Below are 19,294 nucleotides of genomic sequence, written 5' to 3' on the forward strand. Positions count from 1 at the left end.
AGGCGCCCTGCGCCCTGGGATCATGCTATAGCAGCGGTTGTTGAACGGGCTTGTTTGCCGAGGTCGGTGCGGTTGGTCGGCCCGGCGGCGCGGATACGCTCGCGCAACCGGACCGGAATGATGGCGCCATCGACCAACTGAACATCGATCAGTTCGATATCGAGGGCGAAATTGCCGGCAAAGGCCGCCTTGCCGATGGCTTCGAGCTTTTCTTCAGCCGCCTTGTCTGCGGCGATCTCGGCGCCGACAATGGTTTCCGACCAGGCCTGCCCTGCCGAATACCAGATGGCTTCGCCGTCGATCAGGCGGTTGGCAGTCAGGACTTTCATGCGTCGGCTCCCTGCTTGGCGGCAACGAGACGATCATGCGCCGCCAGCGGCTCGGATTTGCCGAAATTGGCGCCGGCGACGGCGTCGCCGATGAGCGTCATGACCGGCCCGGTCAGTTCGTCGCGGCCTTCCAGCGCGGGCAGGTCTGCGATGGTGCCGTGGAACAGCCGGCGATCGCCGAGGCTAGCGTTTTCGACCACAGCGACGGCGGTGTCGGGCGAAAGTCCGGCCTCGATCAGGCGGCTCGCGACCTCTGCCGCGACTGAGCGGCCCATATAAACGGCGACGGTGGCGCCGGAGATGGCGAGTTTGCCCCAATCGGGCAGCGTGCCGCCCTTCAGGTCGTGGCCGGTGGTGAACACCATCGAGGAGGCGACGCCGCGCAAGGTGAGCGGTAATTCGAAATCGGCGGCAGCGGCGAATGCGGCGGTGACGCCCGGCACCACCTCGTAGGAGATATCGGCATCGCGCAGCGCCTGCATTTCCTCGCCGGCGCGGCCGAAGACCAGCGGATCGCCGGACTTCAGGCGCACCACCCGCTTGCCCTCGCGGCCGAGAGACACCAGCAATTCGTTGATTTCCGCCTGGCTTTTGGAGTGGCAGCCCTTGCGCTTGCCGACCGGCAGCCGCTCGGCGTCGCGACGGCCCATTGCGACCACCGCCTCCGGCACCAGCGCGTCATGGACGATGACATCGGCCTGCATCAGAAGACGCTGCGCGCGCAGCGTCAGAAGGTCCTCGGCTCCCGGTCCGGCGCCCACCAATGCGATGTGACCTTGCGCGGCGGTTCTGCGCGCCAGCAACTCGGCAGCCGCCTCATGCGCTTCGGCGAGATGGCCAATTTCCAGCGCACGCGCCGGAGCGCCTTCGAAGAAGTCGTTCCAGAAGCGGCGGCGGGCGCTGCCCTTCGGCAGGAGCCGTTCGGCGGCATCGCGGAAGGAAGCGGCAAGCACCGCCAGACCGCCCAGCGAAGGCGCCAGCATGCGGTCGATCTTCGCGCGGATCAGCTGGGAAAGCACGGGGCCGGCGCCTTCGGTGCCGACAGCCACGCAGACCGGCGCGCGGTTGACGATGGCCGGCGTGAAGAAGTCGCACAGCTCCGGCCGGTCAACGGCGTTGACTGGGATATTTTTGGCGCGCGCGTCCGAGGAGATGCGCTTGTCGAGCGCTGCGTCGCCGCTGGCGGCAAACACCAGGACCGCGCCTTCGAGATGGTGCGGCGCGTAGGCCTCGGCGACATGCTTGGCGCCGTGGGCGGCGATCCAGGCCGCGAGCGGCGCATCCGGATCGTCGGCGACGATCTTCAGCGCAGCACTCGACTGCGACAGCAGCCGCGCCTTGGCCAGCGCTTCGCCGCCATTGCCGACGATGACCACCAGCGCATCTTCCACCCGCATGAAAACGGGGAAGGCGTTGAGTTTGGTTGTTTCTGGCAACATGCCGGCAGTCTCCGGGAACAGACGGCATTTCTAACTTTTGGCGGGAGAAACCAGAAGGAATGTCGTAGCGCGGCCACGCGAGCGGAGCAATCGCTTTTCCGGGAAGCCGGGTAGTGGGAGAATTTTTTTCTCTATCCCCTGGCGAGAGGGCGATATCCTCGGTCCCCGGCCGAACGAAACCCTCCGGACGCCAGCAAGGGCAGCCTGATCTGGAAAGCACCAGATGACGGATTTAACGACGCGCGGCGCACCAGCAAAGGGCGTTTTTTCCAATTTCTACCAAATGAGTAGAATTTAGCCCGGTGAGACGGCTTTTCGACGCTCGACGCTTTGTTCCGGACGGCCGGAACAAAGCGCTTCGGCGCGGCGTTACCCCAACACCGGTCCGGACCGAAATCTGTTTTCGCAGCAGCCCGTCCGTGGCCGGCAAGCAAGGGAGTTTTTCATGCCGCATATCAAGCTCGAGCACAAAATCTGGGTCCTGGTCGCCGATGGCGAAAAGGCCCTCTTCCTGAAAAACGAGGGCGACACGAAACATCCCAACCTCACCGTTTTCCGGGAAATGCAGGAAGAAAACCCGCCTACGCGCGAGCAGGGATCGGACCGTCCCGGCCGCTTCAACGACGGGCCGAGCATCCATAGAAGCGCCGTCGCGGATACCGACTGGCATCGCGTCGCCAAGGATCGCTTCGCTGACGAGATCGCTCAACGACTCTACAAATTTGCCCATCGCGGCGATTTCGAAAAGATCATCCTGGTGGCGCCGCCGGCGGTGCTGGGCGAGATGCGCAAACAATTCCACAAGGAGGTCAGCGACCGCGTCATGGCCGAAGTGCCGAAGACGCTGACCAATCATCCGGTGCCGGAGATCGAAAAGCTGTTGATTACAGCGTAAGCAGCAACTTACGAATTCGAGCCGACTCCGCCACCAACCCGAGATGATTTTGGGACGGCCGCTTCAGGTGGCCGGCCTACAGCGCCGTTCTTCTTTCAGACACGCCGATTTTATGAAAACCTCGCGACCGGACACCCAAGATACGACAAAATTCTTTATCGTTACATGCAGCCGACGTGGTATTACCGGTGAAGCAATGGATACACCGACCGTGGCGGGGTTGGATCGCAGCGGCTGACTGCATGAGTAGTTCCCGAACGCAAACCATCCTGTTCGCAGACGTCAGCGGCAGCACATGGTTGTTCGAAGCGAAAGGTGATCTCGAAGCGCGTCGCCTGATCGCCGCCGTGCTCGACGCGCTTGCTCTGATCTGTCAGCAGCACGGCGGGCGCGTCATCAAGACGATCGGCGACGAAATCATGTGCTCCCTGCCGGATGCGCTCGAGGGCGTGCTGGCGGCGTGCGACATGCAGCGCAGGATGGCGCGCGACACCGATTTCGTGCGCGACCATCTCGGCGTGCATATCGGTCTGCACCATGGCGACGCGCTGGAAGAAAACGGCGATGTCTATGGCGATGCCGTCAACACCGCAGCCCGCATGGGGGCTCTGGCCAAGCGGGAACAGATCATCGCTTCCGCCGGAAGCGTGCGTGGGCTGGGCGGCAGGGCGCCGGCGTTCCGCGGCCTTGGCCGCGTCCATGTCGACGGCAAGTTGCAGCCGATCGAGATCGTCGACGTGATCTGGCATGAAGACATGTCGGGCATGACGACGGTGCAACGCACCACGCACCTGGATTGGTCACCGAGGACGGACGGTGCGCCGGCCGGACCAAGGCTGCAGCTTTGCCATCGCGGCAAGGTAGTCACGCTTGATGGCGATTCAGGTTCGTTCATGATGGGGCGCGGCCCGATCAATTCCTTGCAGATAGAAGCCGACTGGGTCAGCCGCTCCCACGCGCTGATCGAATTCAAGCGCGGGCATTTCGTGATTTCCGACCGCTCCACCAACGGCACCTATGTAAAGCTCGGCGAAGACGACGAACTGCACCTGCACCGCGACGAGCTGCATATGCGCAAGGCAGGCACGATCAGCCTCGGACGGGTCTCGGCCGCCAATGTCGCCGACGTGATCAGGTTCGAAATCGGCTAATTGCATGTCGCCCGAAAGTACCCTCGGTTTCGGGCGAAACGACATGCACAAGCAAGAAGCTACAGCGCGGCCGCCTACTCCCATTCGGCGCGACGCGCTGTAGGCCGGCGGCTGCGTTGGCCGGGAGGTTTGCTCCCGGCGTCCTCCCCACGATGGCTCTTTGAAGATAGCGGCCTGGCTCAGTCTTATTTCGTGTCGGCAGTGTCATTCGAGCTTGTGCGCTTAGGGCTGCGCGGTTACCCAACCGACATGTTGCAAACCGCGCCGGTGGCGCCGAACGTCCGGGAAGCCACGCGTGAACAGCGGTATCCTTCTGGCTCTCGTCGCCTACGCGGTCTATGCGTGGGGTGACGGGATCATCAAGGCGCTCGGCAGCCAGCTCTCGGTCTTCGAGATCGGTTTCTTCAACATCCTGTTTGCCGCCGTCTTCCTGTTTTTTCTCAAACCCGACGGCGAGCGCTGGCATGGCTTCTGGAACATGCAGCGGCCCTGGGCCGTGCATGCCCGCGCCGTCTCAGGCCTCGTCGCCGGCATCTTCAGCGTCTATGCGTTCACCACCATCCCGCTGGCTGAAGCCTATGCACTGATCTTCCTGGCGCCGCTCTTCGTCACCCTCCTGTCGATCGTCATCCTGAAGGAACAGGTTGGGCTGTGGCGCTGGCTGGCGATCGTCGCCGGCCTCGGCGGCATCCTGCTCGTGGTGCGGCCGGGATTCCGGGCGCTTGAGTTTGGCCACCTCGCGGCACTCGCCGTCGCGCTGCTTGCCGCCATCACCATCATCCTCATGCGTTCGCTGGCGAGCGAAAAGCAGACGACGATGCTCGGCGTGCTGGTGGGCTACGGACTTCTGTTCAATGGCGCCGCGATGCTGGCTACCTCTTCCTTTCATGTGCCGGACTGGAAGCTGCTTGGCATGCTCGCGCTGGCAGGCGCGTGCACCGCCGGCGGCCACCGCCTGCAACTGCTGGCCACACGGCGCAGCCCGGCGAACCAGATCGCGCCGACGCATTATTCGCAGATCGTGTGGGCGGTGGTCATTGGCGCTGCGTTCTTCGCGGAATATCCCGACTGGATCGCGCTGGTCGGCCTGGCCGTGGTGGTCGGGTCCGGCCTGCTGACGCTGGTGCGGGAGAGGATCAGGCTGGGCACCGTCCGCTGGAACCCGTTTTCCCGCAACCGGCTTTGACAGGAGGAGCCACAATCCAAGCGGACGGAGATCGCCCCGCTGTCACCCCAGATCCTGCCAGGTCGCATCGCCCCAATCCAGGCGCCGGGCGGCCTTGAAAGCCGCACCTTCGCGCTTGCTGACCAGCCGCTCGGTGGCAGAGCCATCCTGCCGGCAAAGCTTCAACCGGACCGTGCCGCTCGCCGTCTGCGGCGGCGCCAGCACGCGGGCGGCGGGACGTTCGCCAGGGGTGCGTGAGGCGGCGATGAAAATATACTTCTCGTCTTCCCACGGCACCTCGGCGTTCTTTGCGAGGCGATGCAGGCGAGAGCGGGCGACGCGGCGCGAGAAATGGCACCAGTCAGGCGAGACGATGGGGCAATCCGCCTGATGCGGGCACGGCGCGACGAGAAACGCGCCGGCAGCGACGAGGCGTTCGCGCACCTGAAGGATGCGTTGCCAGCCGGCCGGCGTGCCCGGTTCGACAATGACGAGAGTATCGGAAGTGAGCGCCCACAGCTGGTCCGTCACGCGTCCTATCAGCGGTGGCGGCAACTCGTCGAGCACATAGGCAAGCGTAACGATTTCGGCCCGGGGCAACGCGGGCAATCCGGTCTCGACGTCGCCGGGAACCCATGAGATCCGCGTCGGGGCTGCATGCGCCGAAAGACCCGCGCCGATCTTGCGGATGGCGTCGCTGGTCTCGACGAGAGTGGCCTCATCGAGGCTCTCCCAGCAGTCGCGGGCGGCCCAAAGCACGGAACCCGGCCCGGCGCCTACATCGAGCAACGTCTTCGGCGCGAAATCCGGGCGGACTTCAGAGATCGCGGCAAGGCTGGCGCGGATCGCCGCGTAGGTGGCAGGCAGCCGGGTTGCGAGATAGGCTTGTGCTGCGAGCCTGTCGGAGAGATGCAGGCGCCCGTCGCGCACCTCGCCGCGGTAGCGGCGCGACAGAATGTCGGCGGCGCGCTTCAGGTCGGCGAGTGCAACGCCGTGCAGCGCCTGATCGACGGCTTGCCGCAGCGCGGGCGGAAGTTCCATATGGCTATCCTATGCGCCGTATTTGCGCCTCGCATCGAGCGCCAGCCCCAGCCCGACGCTGCCGAACATGTCGCCTTCGACCACAGTGGCGTGAGGGAACATGTCCAGCACACTCTGCTTCATCATCGGGATGGCTGTCGAGCCGCCGGTGAGGAACAGCGTGGTGATGCGCGATCGCGCGACTCCGGCGTCTTCCAGCGTGCGTTCGATCACCTCGGTGACCCGTCCGACAGCACCCCGGATCGCGGCGTCGAAACCGGCGCGTGTCAGCGGCAGGCTGAGCTTCTCGTCGGTTAGCGTCATCTCGATGGCTGTCCGGTCCGTGTCGGTCAGCGCAATCTTGGCGCGCTCGATCGTGGCGGCCAGCGCATGGCCCTGACGGTGCTGCACGATGTCGATCATGCGCTCGACCAGTTCGGGCCGTGCCGCCTCGTAGCGGATCTGGCGCAGATCGGTCATCGCCTTGTTGGTGTAGAGCATGTTGATGCGCTGCCATGTGGCAAGGTCGATGAAATAGCCAGCGGGCAGGTTGCGCTTGCCGTCCTTGGTGGGTGTGAGATAGCCGAGTTCTGGCATCACATGGGCGATCGAGAGTAACCGGTCGAAATCGGTGCCGCCGATGTGCACGCCGCTCGAGGCGAGGATGTCGTCCTTGCGGTCATCGGCGACAGCGCGCTCAGGCGACACGCGCACGATGGAAAAGTCCGAGGTGCCACCACCGATGTCGACGATCAGCGCCAGTTCTTCTTTTGCTACGCTCTGCTCGTAGTCGAGTGCTGCCCCGATCGGTTCGAACTGGAAGGCGATGTTCTTGAAGCCGCGCTTGTGGGCGGCCTTCTCCAGCTCGTTCTGCGCGCGCCGGTCGGCTGCCTCGTCGTCGTCGACGAAATGCACGGGACGCCCGAGCACGATGTTGTCGACCGGCTCGCCGACTTCGTTTTCCAGCTTCTCCTTCAGGAAGTGCAGGAAGGACCCGATGATGTCGGAAAAGGCGATCGAGTGCGCCTTGATGCGGGTCTTTTCGTGGATGAGGGATGTGCCAAGCACGCTTTTCAGTGCACGCAGAAGCCGCCCCTCGACGTTTTCGGTATAGTCGCCGATGGCGCGCCGGCCGAAATGAGTGCGGCCGTCTTCGAAATTGAAGAACACCGCACTCGGCATCGTCACCTGGCCGTCTTCCAGACGCACCAGCCGCGGCTTGCCGTTTTCCACGAAACCAACGGTCGAATTGGACGTGCCGAAATCGATACCGCCGCTGACCGGTCGCATGATCCGTCCTTGAAAGCTGATTGATGGGGTCCGCGGTGCGGAGGGGCGCGGATACACAATCCCGGCGGCGATGTCGAGCCGATGGCTTTTGTTTTTCGGCTAGAGCAGTTCCGGTTCTTTCAGAACCGGTATCTCGCTCCAATTATTTGTTTTGCCGCATTTGTGCGGGACGCCAAATGATTCCATTTGGCTGCAAAATGCTCTAGCCGTGCTCACCCACCAGCGGGACGAACATGACGCTGCCGAGGTTTTCCTCGGCAAAATTGCCTTCGGAGACGCGGGTCAGCTTGATAAGCTTCTGTACGCTCCTCATGCCGCCGCGCGGCATCACCAGGCGGCCGCCGATCGCCAGCTGCAGCTTCCAGGCCTCGGGAATGCGCAGTCCGCTGGCCGCCGCGAGGATTGCGTCGAAGGGAGCGTGCTCGGCCCAGCCCTGCGTGCCGTCGCCGCAGCGAACTTCGATATTGCCGTGCCCCAGCACGGCGAGACGCCCCCGTGCCGTCTCTGCCAGCAGGGCATGCCGCTCGATGGTATGGACATGGGCTGCCAACTGGCCGAGCACGGCGGCGGCATAGCCGGAACCGGTGCCGATCTCCAGAACGCGGTCGCCGGGTTTGATCTCCGCCGCCTCCGCCATCAGCGCGACGATATAAGGCTGTGAAATGGTCTGCCCCAGCTCGATGGGCAGCGCACAGTCGTCATAGGCGCGGCGGGCAAGGTAATCGGCCACGAACGCCTCGCGCGGTACGGTCCGCATGGCGTCGAGCACACGCGGATCGGTGATGCCGCGGCGGATGAGCTGGCGCTCGACCATACGCTGGCGGTATTTCTCCGAATCGGTCAATAATCGTGTATCGGCGGGGTCGCGCATAGGCGGGCAACGGACCGGCGCGGCGCCGGTTCCTTCAAACCTGTCGCTGGGATCGTAATGCCGCGCGAGAGCGCGCGCAAACTTTGGCGGCATGCCATACCCACGCAAGGGAAAACGCGCTATAGACGCCGCCCGGAAAGCGAGATTTTCTTTAGCGCATGGCGAAAATTCCCCTGAAGCTGGATGAACTGATCGACGGCGACGCCCTGCGCCGCGAACTCACGGCGCTGACGGAAAAGTCCGCCGGCGATGGCTCGTCCGCCGAGACGCGCGCCGCCGCACTGCAGATCCTCAAGGAACGCATCGCCGCCGGACGCAAGACCGCCGAAACGATGCTGATGCGTGATGGCGGCGGCATCGCCTGCGCCGAGCGGCTGTCGCATCTGATGGACGAGATCATCCGGGCGCTCTACGACTTTGCGGTTACCCACGTCTATCGTTCGAAAAACCCGTCGGCGGCCGAGCGCATGGCGATCGTCGCCGTCGGCGGTTATGGCCGCGGCACGCTGGCGCCGGGCTCCGACATCGATCTCTTGTTCCTGCTGCCCTACAAACAGACGCCATGGGGCGAGCAGATCGTCGAATACATGCTCTACATGCTGTGGGACATGGGTCTGAAGGTTGGCCACGCCACCCGCAATGTGGAGGAGTGCCTGCGGCTGTCGCGCGCCGACATGACCATTCGCACTGCGGTACTGGAAGCCCGCTACGTGTGGGGCGAAAGGACGCTTTGCAACGAGCTGATCGACCGCTTCGATAAGGAAGTGGTGAAGGGAACCGGCGGCGAATATGCGCAGGCCAAGCTTGCCGAGCGCGACGAACGCCACCGCAAGGTGGGCGAAAGCCGCTACCTCGTCGAACCCAACGTCAAGGACGGCAAGGGCGGGCTGCGCGACCTGCAGACCCTGTTCTGGATCGGCAAGTATTTCTACCGCGAACGCACCGTCGGCGAACTGGTCGAGCAGGGCGTGTTCACGCAAGCCGAATACGCCGAATTCCTGAAGGCGGACGACTTCCTGTGGGCGGTGCGCTGCCACATGCATTTCCTCACCGGCAAGGCCGAGGAGCGGCTGCATTTCGACATCCAGCGCGAGATCGCCGAGCGGCTCGGCTACAAGAGCCACCCCGGCCTGTCGGCCGTCGAGCGCTTCATGAAGCACTATTTCCTGGTGGCCAAGGATGTCGGCGACCTGACCCGCATCTTCTGCGCCGCGCTCGAGGAAGAGCAGGCGAGCCACGTCTCCGGTTTCAACCGTCTGTTCCTCACATTCTCGCGGCGTCGCCGCAAGCTTGCGGGCACCAGCGACTTCATCGTCGACAACGACCGCATCAACATCGCCGATGACCGCGTGTTCGAACGCGACCCGGTCAATCTTCTGCGCCTGTTCTGGTTCGCCGACCGGCACGGGCTGGAATACCATCCGGACGCGCTGAAGCTGGTCACCCGGTCGCTGAAGCTGGTAGACCTCAACCTGCGCCGCAACAGGGAAGCCAACCGGCTGTTCCTCGACGTGCTGACTTCGGACCGCAAGCCGGAACTCAACCTTCGGCGCATGAACGAAGCGGGGCTGCTCGGCAGGCTGATCCCCGATTTCGGCAAGATCGTCGCGATGATGCAGTTCAACATGTACCACCACTATACGGTGGACGAGCACCTGCTGCGCTGCATCGACGTGCTGTCGGAGATCGAGCGCGGCGACGGCGAAAAAATCCACCCGCTGTCGCACAAGCTGATCGGCGAGCTCAAGAGCCGGCGCGAAGCCCTCTACGTCGCCGTGCTACTGCACGACATCGCCAAGGGCCGGCCCGAGGACCATTCCGAGGCCGGCGCCAAAATCGCGCGCCGCATCTGCCCGCATATGGGGCTTTCCCCGGCCGACACCGAGACAGTGGCCTGGCTGGTCGAGAACCACCTCGCGATGTCGATGACGGCGCAGACGCGCGACCTCAACGACCGCAAGACGATCGAGGATTTCGCCCACACGGTGCAATCGGTCGAGCGGCTGAAGCTGCTGTTGATCCTGACGGTCTGCGATACCCGCGGTGTCGGGCCGGGCGTGTGGAACGGCTGGAAGGGGCAGTTGCTGCGCACGCTCTATTACGAGACGGAGCTTCTCCTGACCGGCGGATTTTCGGAAGTGTCACGCGCCGAGCGCACCGCGGCAGCCCGCGAAAGGCTGGCCGATGCCCTTGACGGCTGGCCGGCGAAGGAGCGCAAGCGCTATGTCGGCCTGCACTACGAAAACTACCTGCTGACGGTCGACCTGAAAGACCAGATAAGGCATGCCGAATTCATCCGCGAGGCAGACGCTGCCGGCCGGCGGCTCGCCACCATGGTCAAGACGCACGAATTCGAGGCGGTGACCGAGATCACGGTCCTGGCGCAGGACCATCCCCGCCTGCTGTCAGTGATCGCCGGAGCCTGTGCGGCCGCGGGCGGCAACATCGTCGATGCGCAGATCTTCACCACCTCCGACGGGCGCGCGCTGGATACCATCCTGATCAATCGCGAATTCGACCGTGACGAGGACGAGCGGCGGCGCGCCGAACGCGTCGGCAAGCTGATCGAGGATGTGCTCTCCGGGCGCGCATGGCTGCCCGAGATGATCGAGAAGCGCACCAAGCCGAAACGCGGCGCGAAGGTTTTTCGTATCCAGCCGCGCGCCGAGATCCGCAATACGCTCTCCAACCGCTTCTCGGTGATCGAGGTCGAGGGGCTCGACCGGCCGGGCCTGCTGTCGGAGATCACCGGGGCGCTGTCCGACCTGTCGCTTGACATCTCTTCCGCGCATATCACCACCTTCGGCGAAAAGGTGATCGACACGTTCTACGTGACCGACCTGACCGGAGCCAAGATCGACAGTCCGTCGCGGGTGGATAACATCCGCGCCAGCCTGATCACCACGCTCGAAGGCGCCTCGCCACAGCGCGCCGGCAAGACCAAGGCGGCCGCGGAATGATGGCGGCGTTCAAACCTCCTTCTCCCCGTTTACGGGGAGAAGGTGCCCCTAAGGGGCGGAGGAGGGGCAACGCCAGCCTCTCTGTGCTCAAGCTGCCCCTCATCTGCCTGCCGGCATCTTCTCCCCGTAAACGGGGAGAAGAAAGCCAACCATGAGCCTTGTAAAAAAATTCGCCACAGTCGCGTCGGGAACGCTGGTGAGCCGCATTCTCGGCTTCAGCCGAGAGATGCTGATGGCGGCGGCTCTGGGTACCGGGCCCATCGCCGACGCCTTCAACGCGGCCTTTCAGTTTCCCAACACGTTTCGCCGGCTGTTTGCCGAGGGCGCCTTCAACGCCGCCTTCGTGCCGCTGTTCGCCAAGGAGATCGAGGCGGAAGGCATGGACGGCGCCAAGCGGTTTTCCGAGGAGGTGTTCGGCGTCCTCTTCACCGTGCTGATCGCCCTGACAATCCTGATGGAACTGTCGATGCCGTTGCTGGTGTCGACCATCATCGCGCCGGGCTTCGTCGACAACCCGCAGAAGTTCGAGCTGACCAAGGCGCTGGCCACCATCATGTTCCCCTACCTGGTGTGCATGTCGCTCGGCGCCATGATGGCCGGCATGCTGAACTCGCTGCGCCGTTATTTCGCCGCGGCGATCGCGCCGGTTTTTCTCAACGTCATCCTGATCGGGGTGCTGGGTTATGCCTGGTATGCCGGGCATGACGGCCTGACCGTCGGCTACGCGCTGGCCTGGGGCGTGCTTGCGGCCGGCCTGGTGCAGCTTGCGATCGTCTGGGTGGCGGTGCGGCATGCCGGGATTTCGATCGGCTTCCGGCGGCCGCGCTTTACCCCCAATGTGAAGCGTCTCCTGGTGCTGGCGTTTCCGGCTGCGATCACCGGCGGCATAACGCAGATCAACCAGCTGATCGGAACGGCCATCGCATCGGGAAAAGAAAGCGCTGTGTCGTCGCTCGCCTATGCCGACCGCGTCTACCAGCTGCCGCTCGGCGTCGTCGGCATCGCGGTCGCCATCGTTTTGCTACCAGAACTGGCGCGCGCGCTTAAATCCGGCAATTTGAAAGAAGCAGCGAACCTGCAGAACCGCTCGGTCGAGTTCACGCTGTTCCTGACCTTGCCGGCAGCGGCGGCTCTTCTGGTGATGTCCGAGCCAATCGTGCGCGTGCTTTATGAGCGCGGCGCCTTCGCCGCCGGTAACAGCACGCCCACCGTCTCGGCGATCCTTGCCATCTTTGGATTGGGGCTGCCGGCCTTCGTGCTCATCAAGGCGTTCACGCCGGGCTATTTCGCCCGCGAAGACACCCGCACGCCGATGATTTTTGCGGCGATCTCGGTGGTGGTCAACATCTCGATCGCGCTGACGCTGTTTCCCGACCTGGGTGCGCCGGGCATCGCCATCGCTTCGGCGATCGCCGGCTGGGTCAACGCGCTGCTGCTGCTCGGTTTCCTCATTCGTCGCGGCCATTGGGGCAGCGACATCCCGCTTCTGACCCGCATCCCGCGCCTCGTGCTGGCGGCTGCGGTCATGGCCGCTGCCGCGTATTTCGCCGCCGACTGGCTGTCGCCCTATCTTGCCTCGGAAGCGCCGCTCCTGGTGCAGGCCACGGCCCTTGGCATCCTCATCTGCGGCGCTGCTATCGTCTATTTCGCCGTCGCCTTTGGTATCGGCGGGGCCGATATCCGGATGATACGGCGGAGCATGAAGAGGGGCGCGGCGCCGAAAATCCAGGCCGATTCCGACTAAGCGCGGCCATTCACGGCGTTCCAGACAAGTTTCATGCGCCGGCTGTCAGTTTCTTAACGAAAGACGTTCACAACGGAAAAAGCGACGGCCAGGCCTGTTCCACGGGCCACGTCGCGCATGGGCGGGTTTTCGATGCAGTCGGCGGGCAGGCTCCACTATGTTGACGCGCTGAGGATAGCGGCGTTCGTCATCCTGATCGTCTACCATTCATCGGTGGCTTTCTTCCCCGACATGTCGTGGCTGATGAAAAGCGCCGAGACCAGCCCGCTTCTGTCGGAAGTGATGAAGTTCCCGCGCGCCTGGCGGCTGGCCCTCCTGTTCTTCGTTTCCGGCATGGGCACATGGTTCGCATTCCGCTCGAATTCCGGCTTCACCTTCCTCAAGGACCGCTTCGTGCGGCTGTTCGTGCCGCTGATTTTCGCCATGTGCGTCATCATCGTGCCGCAGGTCTGGTACGAACGCATGTACGAGGACGGCTACGATGGCTCGCTGATCACCTTCTGGGTGGCCCGTTACTTCAGCGAAGGAAAGTACCCCGAGGGCAACTTCACTTGGGCGCATATGTGGTTCGTGGCCTACCTGCTGGTGATGACGGTTCTGTGCTATCCGATCTTCCGGATGATCATTGACCCGAAGATGCGCTGGCTGACCAGCCGCTTCGAAGCCGTCGCCAGATCCAATGCGCTCTATCTGTTCTTCCTGCTGCCGCTGGCGCTCAATCTCGTTTTGACGCCGATCTATCCGCGCCAGACCAACGCGCTCTACAATGACGGCGCATGGTTCGCTGTGTGGGCTTGCTGGTTCGGTTTCGGCTTCCTGGTCGCACGTCACCATCACGCGATCATCGGAACGATCGTCGACCGCCGATGGCTGAGCGCATCCCTTGCGCTGCTCCTGACGGCGCTGCTCTACGTCTATTCATGGCATGGCGGAAACGCGACGATCGGCAGCTACGACGACATGACGCCGCTTTACAAGACGGCGATCTTCGCGCTGGCGTGGGCCATGATCCTGGCTGCAACCGGCTTCGCAGCGCTCCATCTCAATCGCAAAAGCGCCATCCTCGCCTGGCTCAACCGCAAGATCTTCCCGCTCTATATCGTGCACCAGACGGTTATACTGGCGGCGCTGTTCTACATCCTGCCGATGCAGGCGAGCGTTGCAGCGAAATACATGATGGTGCTGGCGCTCACCGTCGGCGTCTCACTCATCTTCTGCGTACTGGCGGAACGGTTGCCGTGGCCGCTGCGCGCGCTGGTCGGGCTGCCAGAGCAGCCGGCCGGCGCCCGCGACCTCGCAACAGCGAGCCAGCCGGTAAGGTTCTGAACCCAAACCGGCCGGGCTTGATCAACGCCGCGTCCTCGTTCATAAGCGCGCGCATCGAAATTTCGCCGCGCGGGATTCCTTAAGCCGCACGATCTTGTCCGAAAAATCTGCAACTTTTCGGGATCATGCTCTGACGGCCCTCCACAAGCCACGGGAACATCATGTCTAGCTTCAAACAGCTCGTCTTTTCCGGCGTCCAGCCGACCGGCAATCTCCATCTCGGCAACTATCTCGGCGCGATCAAGAAATTCGTCGCGCTGCAGGACGCCTACAACTGCATCTACTGCGTGGTCGACCTGCATTCGCTGACCGCCCAGCTCGTCCATGACGACCTCGGCGATCAGACGCGGCAGATTACGGCGGCGTTCCTGGCCTCCGGCATCGACCCCAACAAACATATCGTCTTCAACCAGTCGCGGGTGATGCAGCATGCCGAGCTCGCATGGATCTTCAACTGCGTGGCGCGCATCGGCTGGATGAACCGGATGACGCAGTTCAAGGACAAGGCCGGCAAGGACCGCGAGAACGCCTCGCTCGGTCTCTTGGCCTACCCCAGCCTGATGGCTGCCGACATCCTGGTCTACCGCGCCACCCATGTGCCGGTCGGCGAGGACCAGAAGCAGCACCTCGAACTGACGCGCGACATCGCCCAGAAATTCAACAACGACTTCTCAGGCCGCATCGCGGCGCGGGGGCTGGGCGTCGAGATGAAGGTCGGCGACGAGACGGTCAACGGCTATTTCCCGATCACCGAGCCGGTGATCGGCGGCCCGGCTGCGCGCATCATGTCGCTGCGCGACGGTTCCAAGAAGATGTCGAAATCCGACCCTTCCGACCTGTCGCGCATCAACCTCACCGACGACGCCGACACGATCTCGAAAAAGATCCGAAAGGCCAAGACCGACCCGGATGCACTGCCGAGCGAGGTCGACGGCCTTGCCGGGCGGCCTGAAGCGGAGAACCTGGTCGGCATCTATGCCGGCCTTGCCGAGATCTCCAAGGAGGCCGTGCTGCAGCAATATGGCGGCCAGCAATTTTCGGTGTTCAAGCCGGCGCTGGCCGACCTGGCCGTCGAGAAAATGGCGCCTGTGGCGGGTGAAATGCGCCGCATTTCGGCCGATACGGCCTATGTCGACAGCGTGCTGCGCAATGGCGGCGAACGCGCCAGCGTGCTTGCCGAAGCGACGATGAAGGACGTTCGCGACATCATCGGCCTGCTCCAGGATTAAGGGCTGCTTGCCGATCACAGTTGCCGGTGGCAGATTGCCGGCGAATCCTTCCTCCGTCAGGGGCATTGCATGGTCTCGAAACGACTGAGCCGGGAAGCCGGCCACCGGCGCAAATTCCTGGCGATCATCGACGACACGCCGGAATGCGAGCGCGCCGTCGCTTATGCCTCGCGCCGCGCCAAGTCGACCGGCGGCGTGCTGGTGTTGCTCTGGGTGATCGAGCCGGGCGACTTCCAGCATTGGCTGGGCGTCGAGAAGATCATGCGCGACGAGGCGATCGCCACCGCCAATTCGACGCTCGACACCTATGCGGTGAAGGTGCGCGAGCAGCTCGGCATCGAGCCCGAACTGGTGGTGCGCGAGGGGTACCCCACCGAGGAGATCCACAAACTCATCGAGGAAGACCAGGATATCGCGATCCTGGTGCTGGCCGCAGGTGCGGGCAAGGAGGGGCCGGGACCGCTCGTCGCCTCGATCGCCGGCAAGGGCGCGGCCTTCCCCATTCCGGTCACAGTGGTGCCGCAGAATCTGTCTGACGAAGAGATCGAGAGCCTGGCGTAGCAAAACATTCCACGTGGCCACCCACGGAGCGATGCGTTTCGCTTGAATAGTCGGCAGCTTGAGCCTATTTAGAATTATTCCAAACAAGAGGCTCCGTAGGCGGAGCCTGGAGAGACGTCGATGTTCATCCAGACCGAGGCAACACCAAATCCGGCGACCCTCAAGTTCCTGCCCGGCAAAGAGGTGCTGGCTTCCGGCACTGCTGACTTCCGCGACGCCGATACGGCGCGCGAAGCGTCGCCTTTGGCCGGGCGGCTGTTCGATATCCCCGGCGTGACCGGTGTGTTCTTCGGCTACGATTTCGTCACCGTGACCAAGGACGGTCCCGACTGGCAGCATCTGAAGCCGGCCATCCTCGGCGCCATCATGGAGCATTTCATGTCCGGCGCCCCGGTTATGGGCACGGGCGCCCAGGCTGCCGCCGACGACGGCGAGACGGCCGCGGAGTTCTATGACCAGGCCGATCAGGAAATCGTCGTGACGATCAAGGAACTGCTCGACACGCGGGTGCGCCCGGCCGTGGCGCAGGACGGCGGCGACATCACCTTCCGCGGCTACGAGAACGGCACCGTGTTCCTGCACATGAAGGGCGCCTGCGCCGGCTGCCCGTCGTCGACGGCCACGCTGAAGCACGGTATCCAGAACCTGCTTCGCCATTTCGTCCCGGAAGTACAGCAGGTCGAACAGGTCGGCTGATTTCTCCACCGTGACGATCGAGACAACAAAAAACCGGGCTTTTGGCCCGGTTTTTTTGCTTGCGGCGTCTTTGTTGCCGAGACGGCTCGCTAGAAATTCTACCTGACGATGACCTTCGCGCCGATTTCCGCGCGGTTGTAGAGATCGATGATGTCCTGATTCAACAGCCGGATGCAGCCCGACGACATGGCCTTGCCAATCGAGGCCCATTCAGGTGTGCCATGCAGACGGTAACCGCTGTCGCCACCCTTGTTGAAAAGGTAAAGCGCGCGGGCGCCAAGCGCGTTGGTGAGGCCCGGATCCATGCCGCCGCGGAACTTCGCCAGTTCGGGCTGGCGCCTGATCATCTCCGCCGGCGGCGTCCACACCGGCCATTCGCGCTTCAGCGCGACGCGGGCGGTGCCCTTCCATTCGAACCCTTCACGGCCGACGCCGATGCCGTAACGCATCGCCTTGTCGTCCTCCATGATGAAGTAAAGGAACTTCTGTGACGTATCGACGATTATGGTGCCGGGTTTCTCGTCGGTCTGGTAACGCACCACCTGCCGGTGGTATTTGCGGTCAACCTTGTAGATCGGGATCGCGGGGAGGTTGTAACCTGCGTCGGTGCGGGCACCATAATCATTGGAGAAAAGACGTATCGCACCGTCACTGCTGCAGCCTGCAAGAGCAGTTGCCAATGCCAATCCTGCTGCAATTACAAATGGTTTCATCCGCATGTAGGGCTCAGTTCCATTCATCGGCGCAGATCTGGCTCGATTCGAGCCAATCCTTTCGATATTCTTAAGACGCATCCGTTTTGCTTGCCAAGGGCTTCGCACGCATCCACATGCGCTCGATGCGTGTAATCCCGCAGATATGGTATTTCAGCAACAGCTCAGGTGGCTGGCTGATTGTTTCGGGCCCCGCCCGTAACTACCTGACAGGGATGGAAACAGGAGATTTGCCATGAATGTCGGTGATGCTGCGCGACGCTCCGGCCTGCCCGCAAAGACGATCCGGTATTACGAGGAAATCGGCCTGATCGCGCCGATGCGCGCCGCCAATGGCTATCGCGACTACTCCGACGACGACATCCACCGGCTGGCGTTTCTGCGCCGGGCGCGGGGGCTTGGCTTCTCCATCGACGATTGCCGGCAACTGATGGCGCTTTACCGCGACCGTGAGCGCGCCAGCCACGACGTGCGCGAAATCGCATCGGCGCATGTTACGGCCATCACCGAAAAGATCGCCGAACTGGAATCGATGCGGACGACTTTGCGCAAGCTTATCCATGCCTGCCATGGCGACGACAGGCCGGATTGCCCGATCCTCGAGGATATCGCCGGCGCGCAACCTTCAAAACGCGGCGCCCGCGTCGCTGCCACTGCATCGGCCCGATAATCGGACCCGATTTTCGGAAAGCACAAGTCTCAGAGCGTCCTTTGCGCGCCCAAGAGTACGCACGGCGCTCTAGACGGCGGAACATTGATAGAACATCGAAATGATGGCATGGTTCGGAGATGCCGATCATTTCACCGATTCTCTCCAACCCGTTGGCCGACGGCAGGCAATCCGAGCGTGCCATGGTCATCCGCCGTGGCGTGCAGCGCTTGCTGCGGGAAATGGGCGCGCATGTGCTGCCGGAACTGTCGTTGGCGACGGGCCGGCGGGCCGACCTCGTCGCCCTTACCCGCCACGGCGACATCTGGATCATCGAAATCAAATCGTCGATCGAGGATTTCCGCGTCGACCGCAAATGGCCGGACTACCGGCTGCATTCCGACCGCTTCTTCTTCGCCACCCACCCCGAAGTGCCGGCCGAGATTTTCCCGGAGGAATGCGGTTTCATCCTCTCCGACGGCTATGGCGCGGAAATCCTGCGCGACGCGCCGGAACACCGCCTGCTGCCGGCCACCCGCAAGGCGCTGATGCTGAGGATCGCACGGGCAGGCGCGGCCCGCCTGCTTGCGGCCGAACTGGCCGGCGTTTCGGTGCCCGCGCTGGAGGGTGAGAGCGAGTAGCGGCGCGCGCTACCTTGGCGCCCGCTTGGCGAGGATGCGCTGAAGCGTGCGACGGTGCATGTTGAGCCGCCTTGCCGTCTCGGAGACGTTGCGGTCGCACATTTCATAGACGCGCTGGATGTGCTCCCAGCGCACGCGATCCGCAGACATCGGATTTTCGGGAGGCGCGATGCGCTCGCCGCCGGTTCTGGTCAGCGCCGCGTAGATGTCGTCGGCGTCGGCCGGCTTCGACAGATAGTCGACGGCGCCGAGCTTCACGGCAGTCACGGCAGTGGCGATGTTGCCATAGCCGGTGAGGATGACAGTGCGGCTGTCCTCGCGCTTTTCGCGGATCGCCTTGACCACGTCGAGCCCGTTTCCGTCGCCGAGCCGCATGTCGACCACCGCATAGGCCGGCGGATTGTCGCGCGCCTTGCCGACCGCCTCCTCGACGCTTTCGGCCGTATCGACCTGGAAACCGCGACCTTCCATCGCGCGCGCCAACCGGGTGAGGAACGGCTTGTCGTCGTCGACGATCAGAAGGGTCGTGTCGTCGCCCAGTTCGGTGGCGTTGGTCTCGTTTTCGGCGGTCATCGCGTATTCCGTTCGTGCTCAATTTTCAGGCATTATATATTC

Annotated in this window: 18 protein-coding genes; 11 read left to right on the top strand and 7 right to left on the bottom strand. The window is 63.4% G+C overall.

Features of this window, described 5'->3' with window-relative positions:
* Positions 1 to 20: 20 nt before the first annotated feature.
* Both F3H98_RS17335 and cysG read right to left on the bottom strand, forming a co-directional pair.
* Positions 21 to 329, bottom strand: a complete 309-nt coding sequence (locus F3H98_RS17335; protein WP_149761402.1) for a DUF2849 domain-containing protein — start codon at positions 327 to 329, stop codon at positions 21 to 23.
* Complete coding sequence (gene cysG, locus F3H98_RS17340) at positions 326 to 1,768, bottom strand: siroheme synthase CysG (RefSeq protein WP_149761403.1); 1,443 nt, start codon at positions 1,766 to 1,768, stop codon at positions 326 to 328. Before cysG ends, F3H98_RS17335 begins: the two co-directional genes overlap by 4 nt.
* A gap of 445 nt (positions 1,769 to 2,213) precedes the next feature.
* Here cysG and F3H98_RS17345 point away from each other — a divergent pair, with 445 nt between their 5' ends.
* The 3 genes from F3H98_RS17345 to F3H98_RS17355 all read left to right on the top strand — a co-directional run bounded on the left by F3H98_RS17345 (position 2,214) and on the right by F3H98_RS17355 (position 5,000).
* Positions 2,214 to 2,663, top strand: coding sequence for a baeRF12 domain-containing protein (locus tag F3H98_RS17345; protein WP_149761404.1), 450 nt, complete (start codon positions 2,214 to 2,216; stop codon positions 2,661 to 2,663).
* A 242-nt stretch (positions 2,664 to 2,905) separates the two neighbouring features.
* On the top strand, positions 2,906 to 3,814 hold the full coding sequence (locus F3H98_RS17350; RefSeq protein WP_149761405.1) for an adenylate/guanylate cyclase domain-containing protein: 909 nt from the start codon (positions 2,906 to 2,908) through the stop codon (positions 3,812 to 3,814).
* A gap of 295 nt (positions 3,815 to 4,109) precedes the next feature.
* Positions 4,110 to 5,000 carry a DMT family transporter gene (locus tag F3H98_RS17355; RefSeq protein WP_149761406.1) on the top strand — a complete coding sequence of 297 codons (891 nt, stop codon included), beginning with the start codon at positions 4,110 to 4,112 and terminating at the stop codon, positions 4,998 to 5,000.
* Between the two features lie 42 nt (positions 5,001 to 5,042).
* Here the strand turns inward: F3H98_RS17355 and F3H98_RS17360 are convergent, their stop codons facing one another.
* The 3 genes from F3H98_RS17360 to F3H98_RS17370 form a co-directional block, all read right to left on the bottom strand.
* On the bottom strand, positions 5,043 to 6,020 hold the full coding sequence (locus tag F3H98_RS17360; RefSeq protein WP_149761407.1) for a small ribosomal subunit Rsm22 family protein: 978 nt from the start codon (positions 6,018 to 6,020) through the stop codon (positions 5,043 to 5,045).
* Positions 6,021 to 6,029: 9 nt separating this feature from the next.
* On the bottom strand, positions 6,030 to 7,289 hold the full coding sequence (locus F3H98_RS17365) for an Hsp70 family protein (RefSeq protein ID WP_149761408.1): 1,260 nt from the start codon (positions 7,287 to 7,289) through the stop codon (positions 6,030 to 6,032).
* A gap of 202 nt (positions 7,290 to 7,491) precedes the next feature.
* Positions 7,492 to 8,160, bottom strand: a complete 669-nt coding sequence (locus F3H98_RS17370; RefSeq protein WP_342211621.1) for a protein-L-isoaspartate(D-aspartate) O-methyltransferase — start codon at positions 8,158 to 8,160, stop codon at positions 7,492 to 7,494.
* Between the two features lie 158 nt (positions 8,161 to 8,318).
* Here F3H98_RS17370 and F3H98_RS17375 point away from each other — a divergent pair, with 158 nt between their 5' ends.
* The 6 genes from F3H98_RS17375 (at position 8,319) to F3H98_RS17400 (ending at position 16,676) form a co-directional block, all read left to right on the top strand.
* Positions 8,319 to 11,120 carry a [protein-PII] uridylyltransferase gene (locus F3H98_RS17375; protein ID WP_149761409.1) on the top strand — a complete coding sequence of 934 codons (2,802 nt, stop codon included), beginning with the start codon at positions 8,319 to 8,321 and terminating at the stop codon, positions 11,118 to 11,120.
* Positions 11,121 to 11,271: 151 nt separating this feature from the next.
* Positions 11,272 to 12,864, top strand: a complete 1,593-nt coding sequence (gene murJ, locus F3H98_RS17380; protein WP_149761410.1) for a murein biosynthesis integral membrane protein MurJ — start codon at positions 11,272 to 11,274, stop codon at positions 12,862 to 12,864.
* A 117-nt stretch (positions 12,865 to 12,981) separates the two neighbouring features.
* Positions 12,982 to 14,190, top strand: a complete 1,209-nt coding sequence (locus tag F3H98_RS17385) for an acyltransferase family protein (RefSeq protein WP_244621759.1) — start codon at positions 12,982 to 12,984, stop codon at positions 14,188 to 14,190.
* Positions 14,191 to 14,351: 161 nt separating this feature from the next.
* Positions 14,352 to 15,419, top strand: a complete 1,068-nt coding sequence (gene trpS, locus F3H98_RS17390) for a tryptophan--tRNA ligase (RefSeq protein ID WP_149761411.1) — start codon at positions 14,352 to 14,354, stop codon at positions 15,417 to 15,419.
* A gap of 69 nt (positions 15,420 to 15,488) precedes the next feature.
* A complete protein-coding gene (locus F3H98_RS17395; protein WP_149761412.1) occupies positions 15,489 to 15,980 on the top strand; it encodes a universal stress protein in 492 nt (163 codons plus the stop codon).
* Positions 15,981 to 16,100: 120 nt separating this feature from the next.
* Positions 16,101 to 16,676: a NifU family protein gene (locus F3H98_RS17400; protein WP_149761413.1), complete on the top strand. Its 576-nt coding sequence runs from the start codon at positions 16,101 to 16,103 to the stop codon at positions 16,674 to 16,676.
* A 98-nt stretch (positions 16,677 to 16,774) separates the two neighbouring features.
* Here F3H98_RS17400 and F3H98_RS17405 read toward each other — a convergent pair whose 3' ends face one another.
* Positions 16,775 to 17,395, bottom strand: a complete 621-nt coding sequence (locus tag F3H98_RS17405; RefSeq protein ID WP_149761414.1) for a L,D-transpeptidase — start codon at positions 17,393 to 17,395, stop codon at positions 16,775 to 16,777.
* A gap of 229 nt (positions 17,396 to 17,624) precedes the next feature.
* Here F3H98_RS17405 and cueR point away from each other — a divergent pair, with 229 nt between their 5' ends.
* Complete coding sequence (gene cueR / locus F3H98_RS17410; protein ID WP_149761415.1) at positions 17,625 to 18,059, top strand: Cu(I)-responsive transcriptional regulator; 435 nt, start codon at positions 17,625 to 17,627, stop codon at positions 18,057 to 18,059.
* A 119-nt stretch (positions 18,060 to 18,178) separates the two neighbouring features.
* A complete protein-coding gene (locus tag F3H98_RS17415; RefSeq protein WP_149761416.1) occupies positions 18,179 to 18,679 on the top strand; it encodes an MmcB family DNA repair protein in 501 nt (166 codons plus the stop codon).
* 9 nt (positions 18,680 to 18,688) lie between these two features.
* On the opposite strand, the gene F3H98_RS17420 is transcribed toward F3H98_RS17415, so the two are convergent.
* Entirely contained in the window at positions 18,689 to 19,252 is a 564-nt protein-coding gene (locus F3H98_RS17420) for an ActR/PrrA/RegA family redox response regulator transcription factor (protein WP_149761417.1), read from the bottom strand.
* Positions 19,253 to 19,294 lie beyond the last annotated feature (42 nt).

It is taken from the genome of Neomesorhizobium albiziae (assembly GCF_900114255.1).
Taxonomy (GTDB): Bacteria; Pseudomonadota; Alphaproteobacteria; order Rhizobiales; family Rhizobiaceae; genus Neomesorhizobium; species Neomesorhizobium albiziae.

Excerpts from the sequence above, each read along its gene's own strand:
- F3H98_RS17335 (WP_149761402.1), bottom strand. The coding sequence starts at position 329 with ATGAAAGTCCTGACTGCCAACCGCCTGATCGACGGCGAAGCCATCTGG.
- cysG (WP_149761403.1), bottom strand. The coding sequence starts at position 1,768 with ATGTTGCCAGAAACAACCAAACTCAACGCCTTCCCCGTTTTCATGCGG.
- F3H98_RS17345 (WP_149761404.1), top strand. The coding sequence starts at position 2,214 with ATGCCGCATATCAAGCTCGAGCACAAAATCTGGGTCCTGGTCGCCGAT.
- F3H98_RS17350 (WP_149761405.1), top strand. The coding sequence starts at position 2,906 with ATGAGTAGTTCCCGAACGCAAACCATCCTGTTCGCAGACGTCAGCGGC.
- F3H98_RS17360 (WP_149761407.1), bottom strand. The coding sequence starts at position 6,020 with ATGGAACTTCCGCCCGCGCTGCGGCAAGCCGTCGATCAGGCGCTGCAC.
- F3H98_RS17365 (WP_149761408.1), bottom strand. The coding sequence starts at position 7,289 with ATGCGACCGGTCAGCGGCGGTATCGATTTCGGCACGTCCAATTCGACC.
- F3H98_RS17370 (WP_342211621.1), bottom strand. The coding sequence starts at position 8,160 with ATGCGCGACCCCGCCGATACACGATTATTGACCGATTCGGAGAAATAC.
- F3H98_RS17375 (WP_149761409.1), top strand. The coding sequence starts at position 8,319 with ATGGCGAAAATTCCCCTGAAGCTGGATGAACTGATCGACGGCGACGCC.
- murJ (WP_149761410.1), top strand. The coding sequence starts at position 11,272 with ATGAGCCTTGTAAAAAAATTCGCCACAGTCGCGTCGGGAACGCTGGTG.
- F3H98_RS17385 (WP_244621759.1), top strand. The coding sequence starts at position 12,982 with ATGGGCGGGTTTTCGATGCAGTCGGCGGGCAGGCTCCACTATGTTGAC.
- trpS (WP_149761411.1), top strand. The coding sequence starts at position 14,352 with ATGTCTAGCTTCAAACAGCTCGTCTTTTCCGGCGTCCAGCCGACCGGC.
- F3H98_RS17395 (WP_149761412.1), top strand. The coding sequence starts at position 15,489 with ATGGTCTCGAAACGACTGAGCCGGGAAGCCGGCCACCGGCGCAAATTC.
- F3H98_RS17400 (WP_149761413.1), top strand. The coding sequence starts at position 16,101 with ATGTTCATCCAGACCGAGGCAACACCAAATCCGGCGACCCTCAAGTTC.
- F3H98_RS17405 (WP_149761414.1), bottom strand. The coding sequence starts at position 17,395 with ATGCGGATGAAACCATTTGTAATTGCAGCAGGATTGGCATTGGCAACT.
- cueR (WP_149761415.1), top strand. The coding sequence starts at position 17,625 with ATGAATGTCGGTGATGCTGCGCGACGCTCCGGCCTGCCCGCAAAGACG.
- F3H98_RS17415 (WP_149761416.1), top strand. The coding sequence starts at position 18,179 with ATGCCGATCATTTCACCGATTCTCTCCAACCCGTTGGCCGACGGCAGG.
- F3H98_RS17420 (WP_149761417.1), bottom strand. The coding sequence starts at position 19,252 with ATGACCGCCGAAAACGAGACCAACGCCACCGAACTGGGCGACGACACG.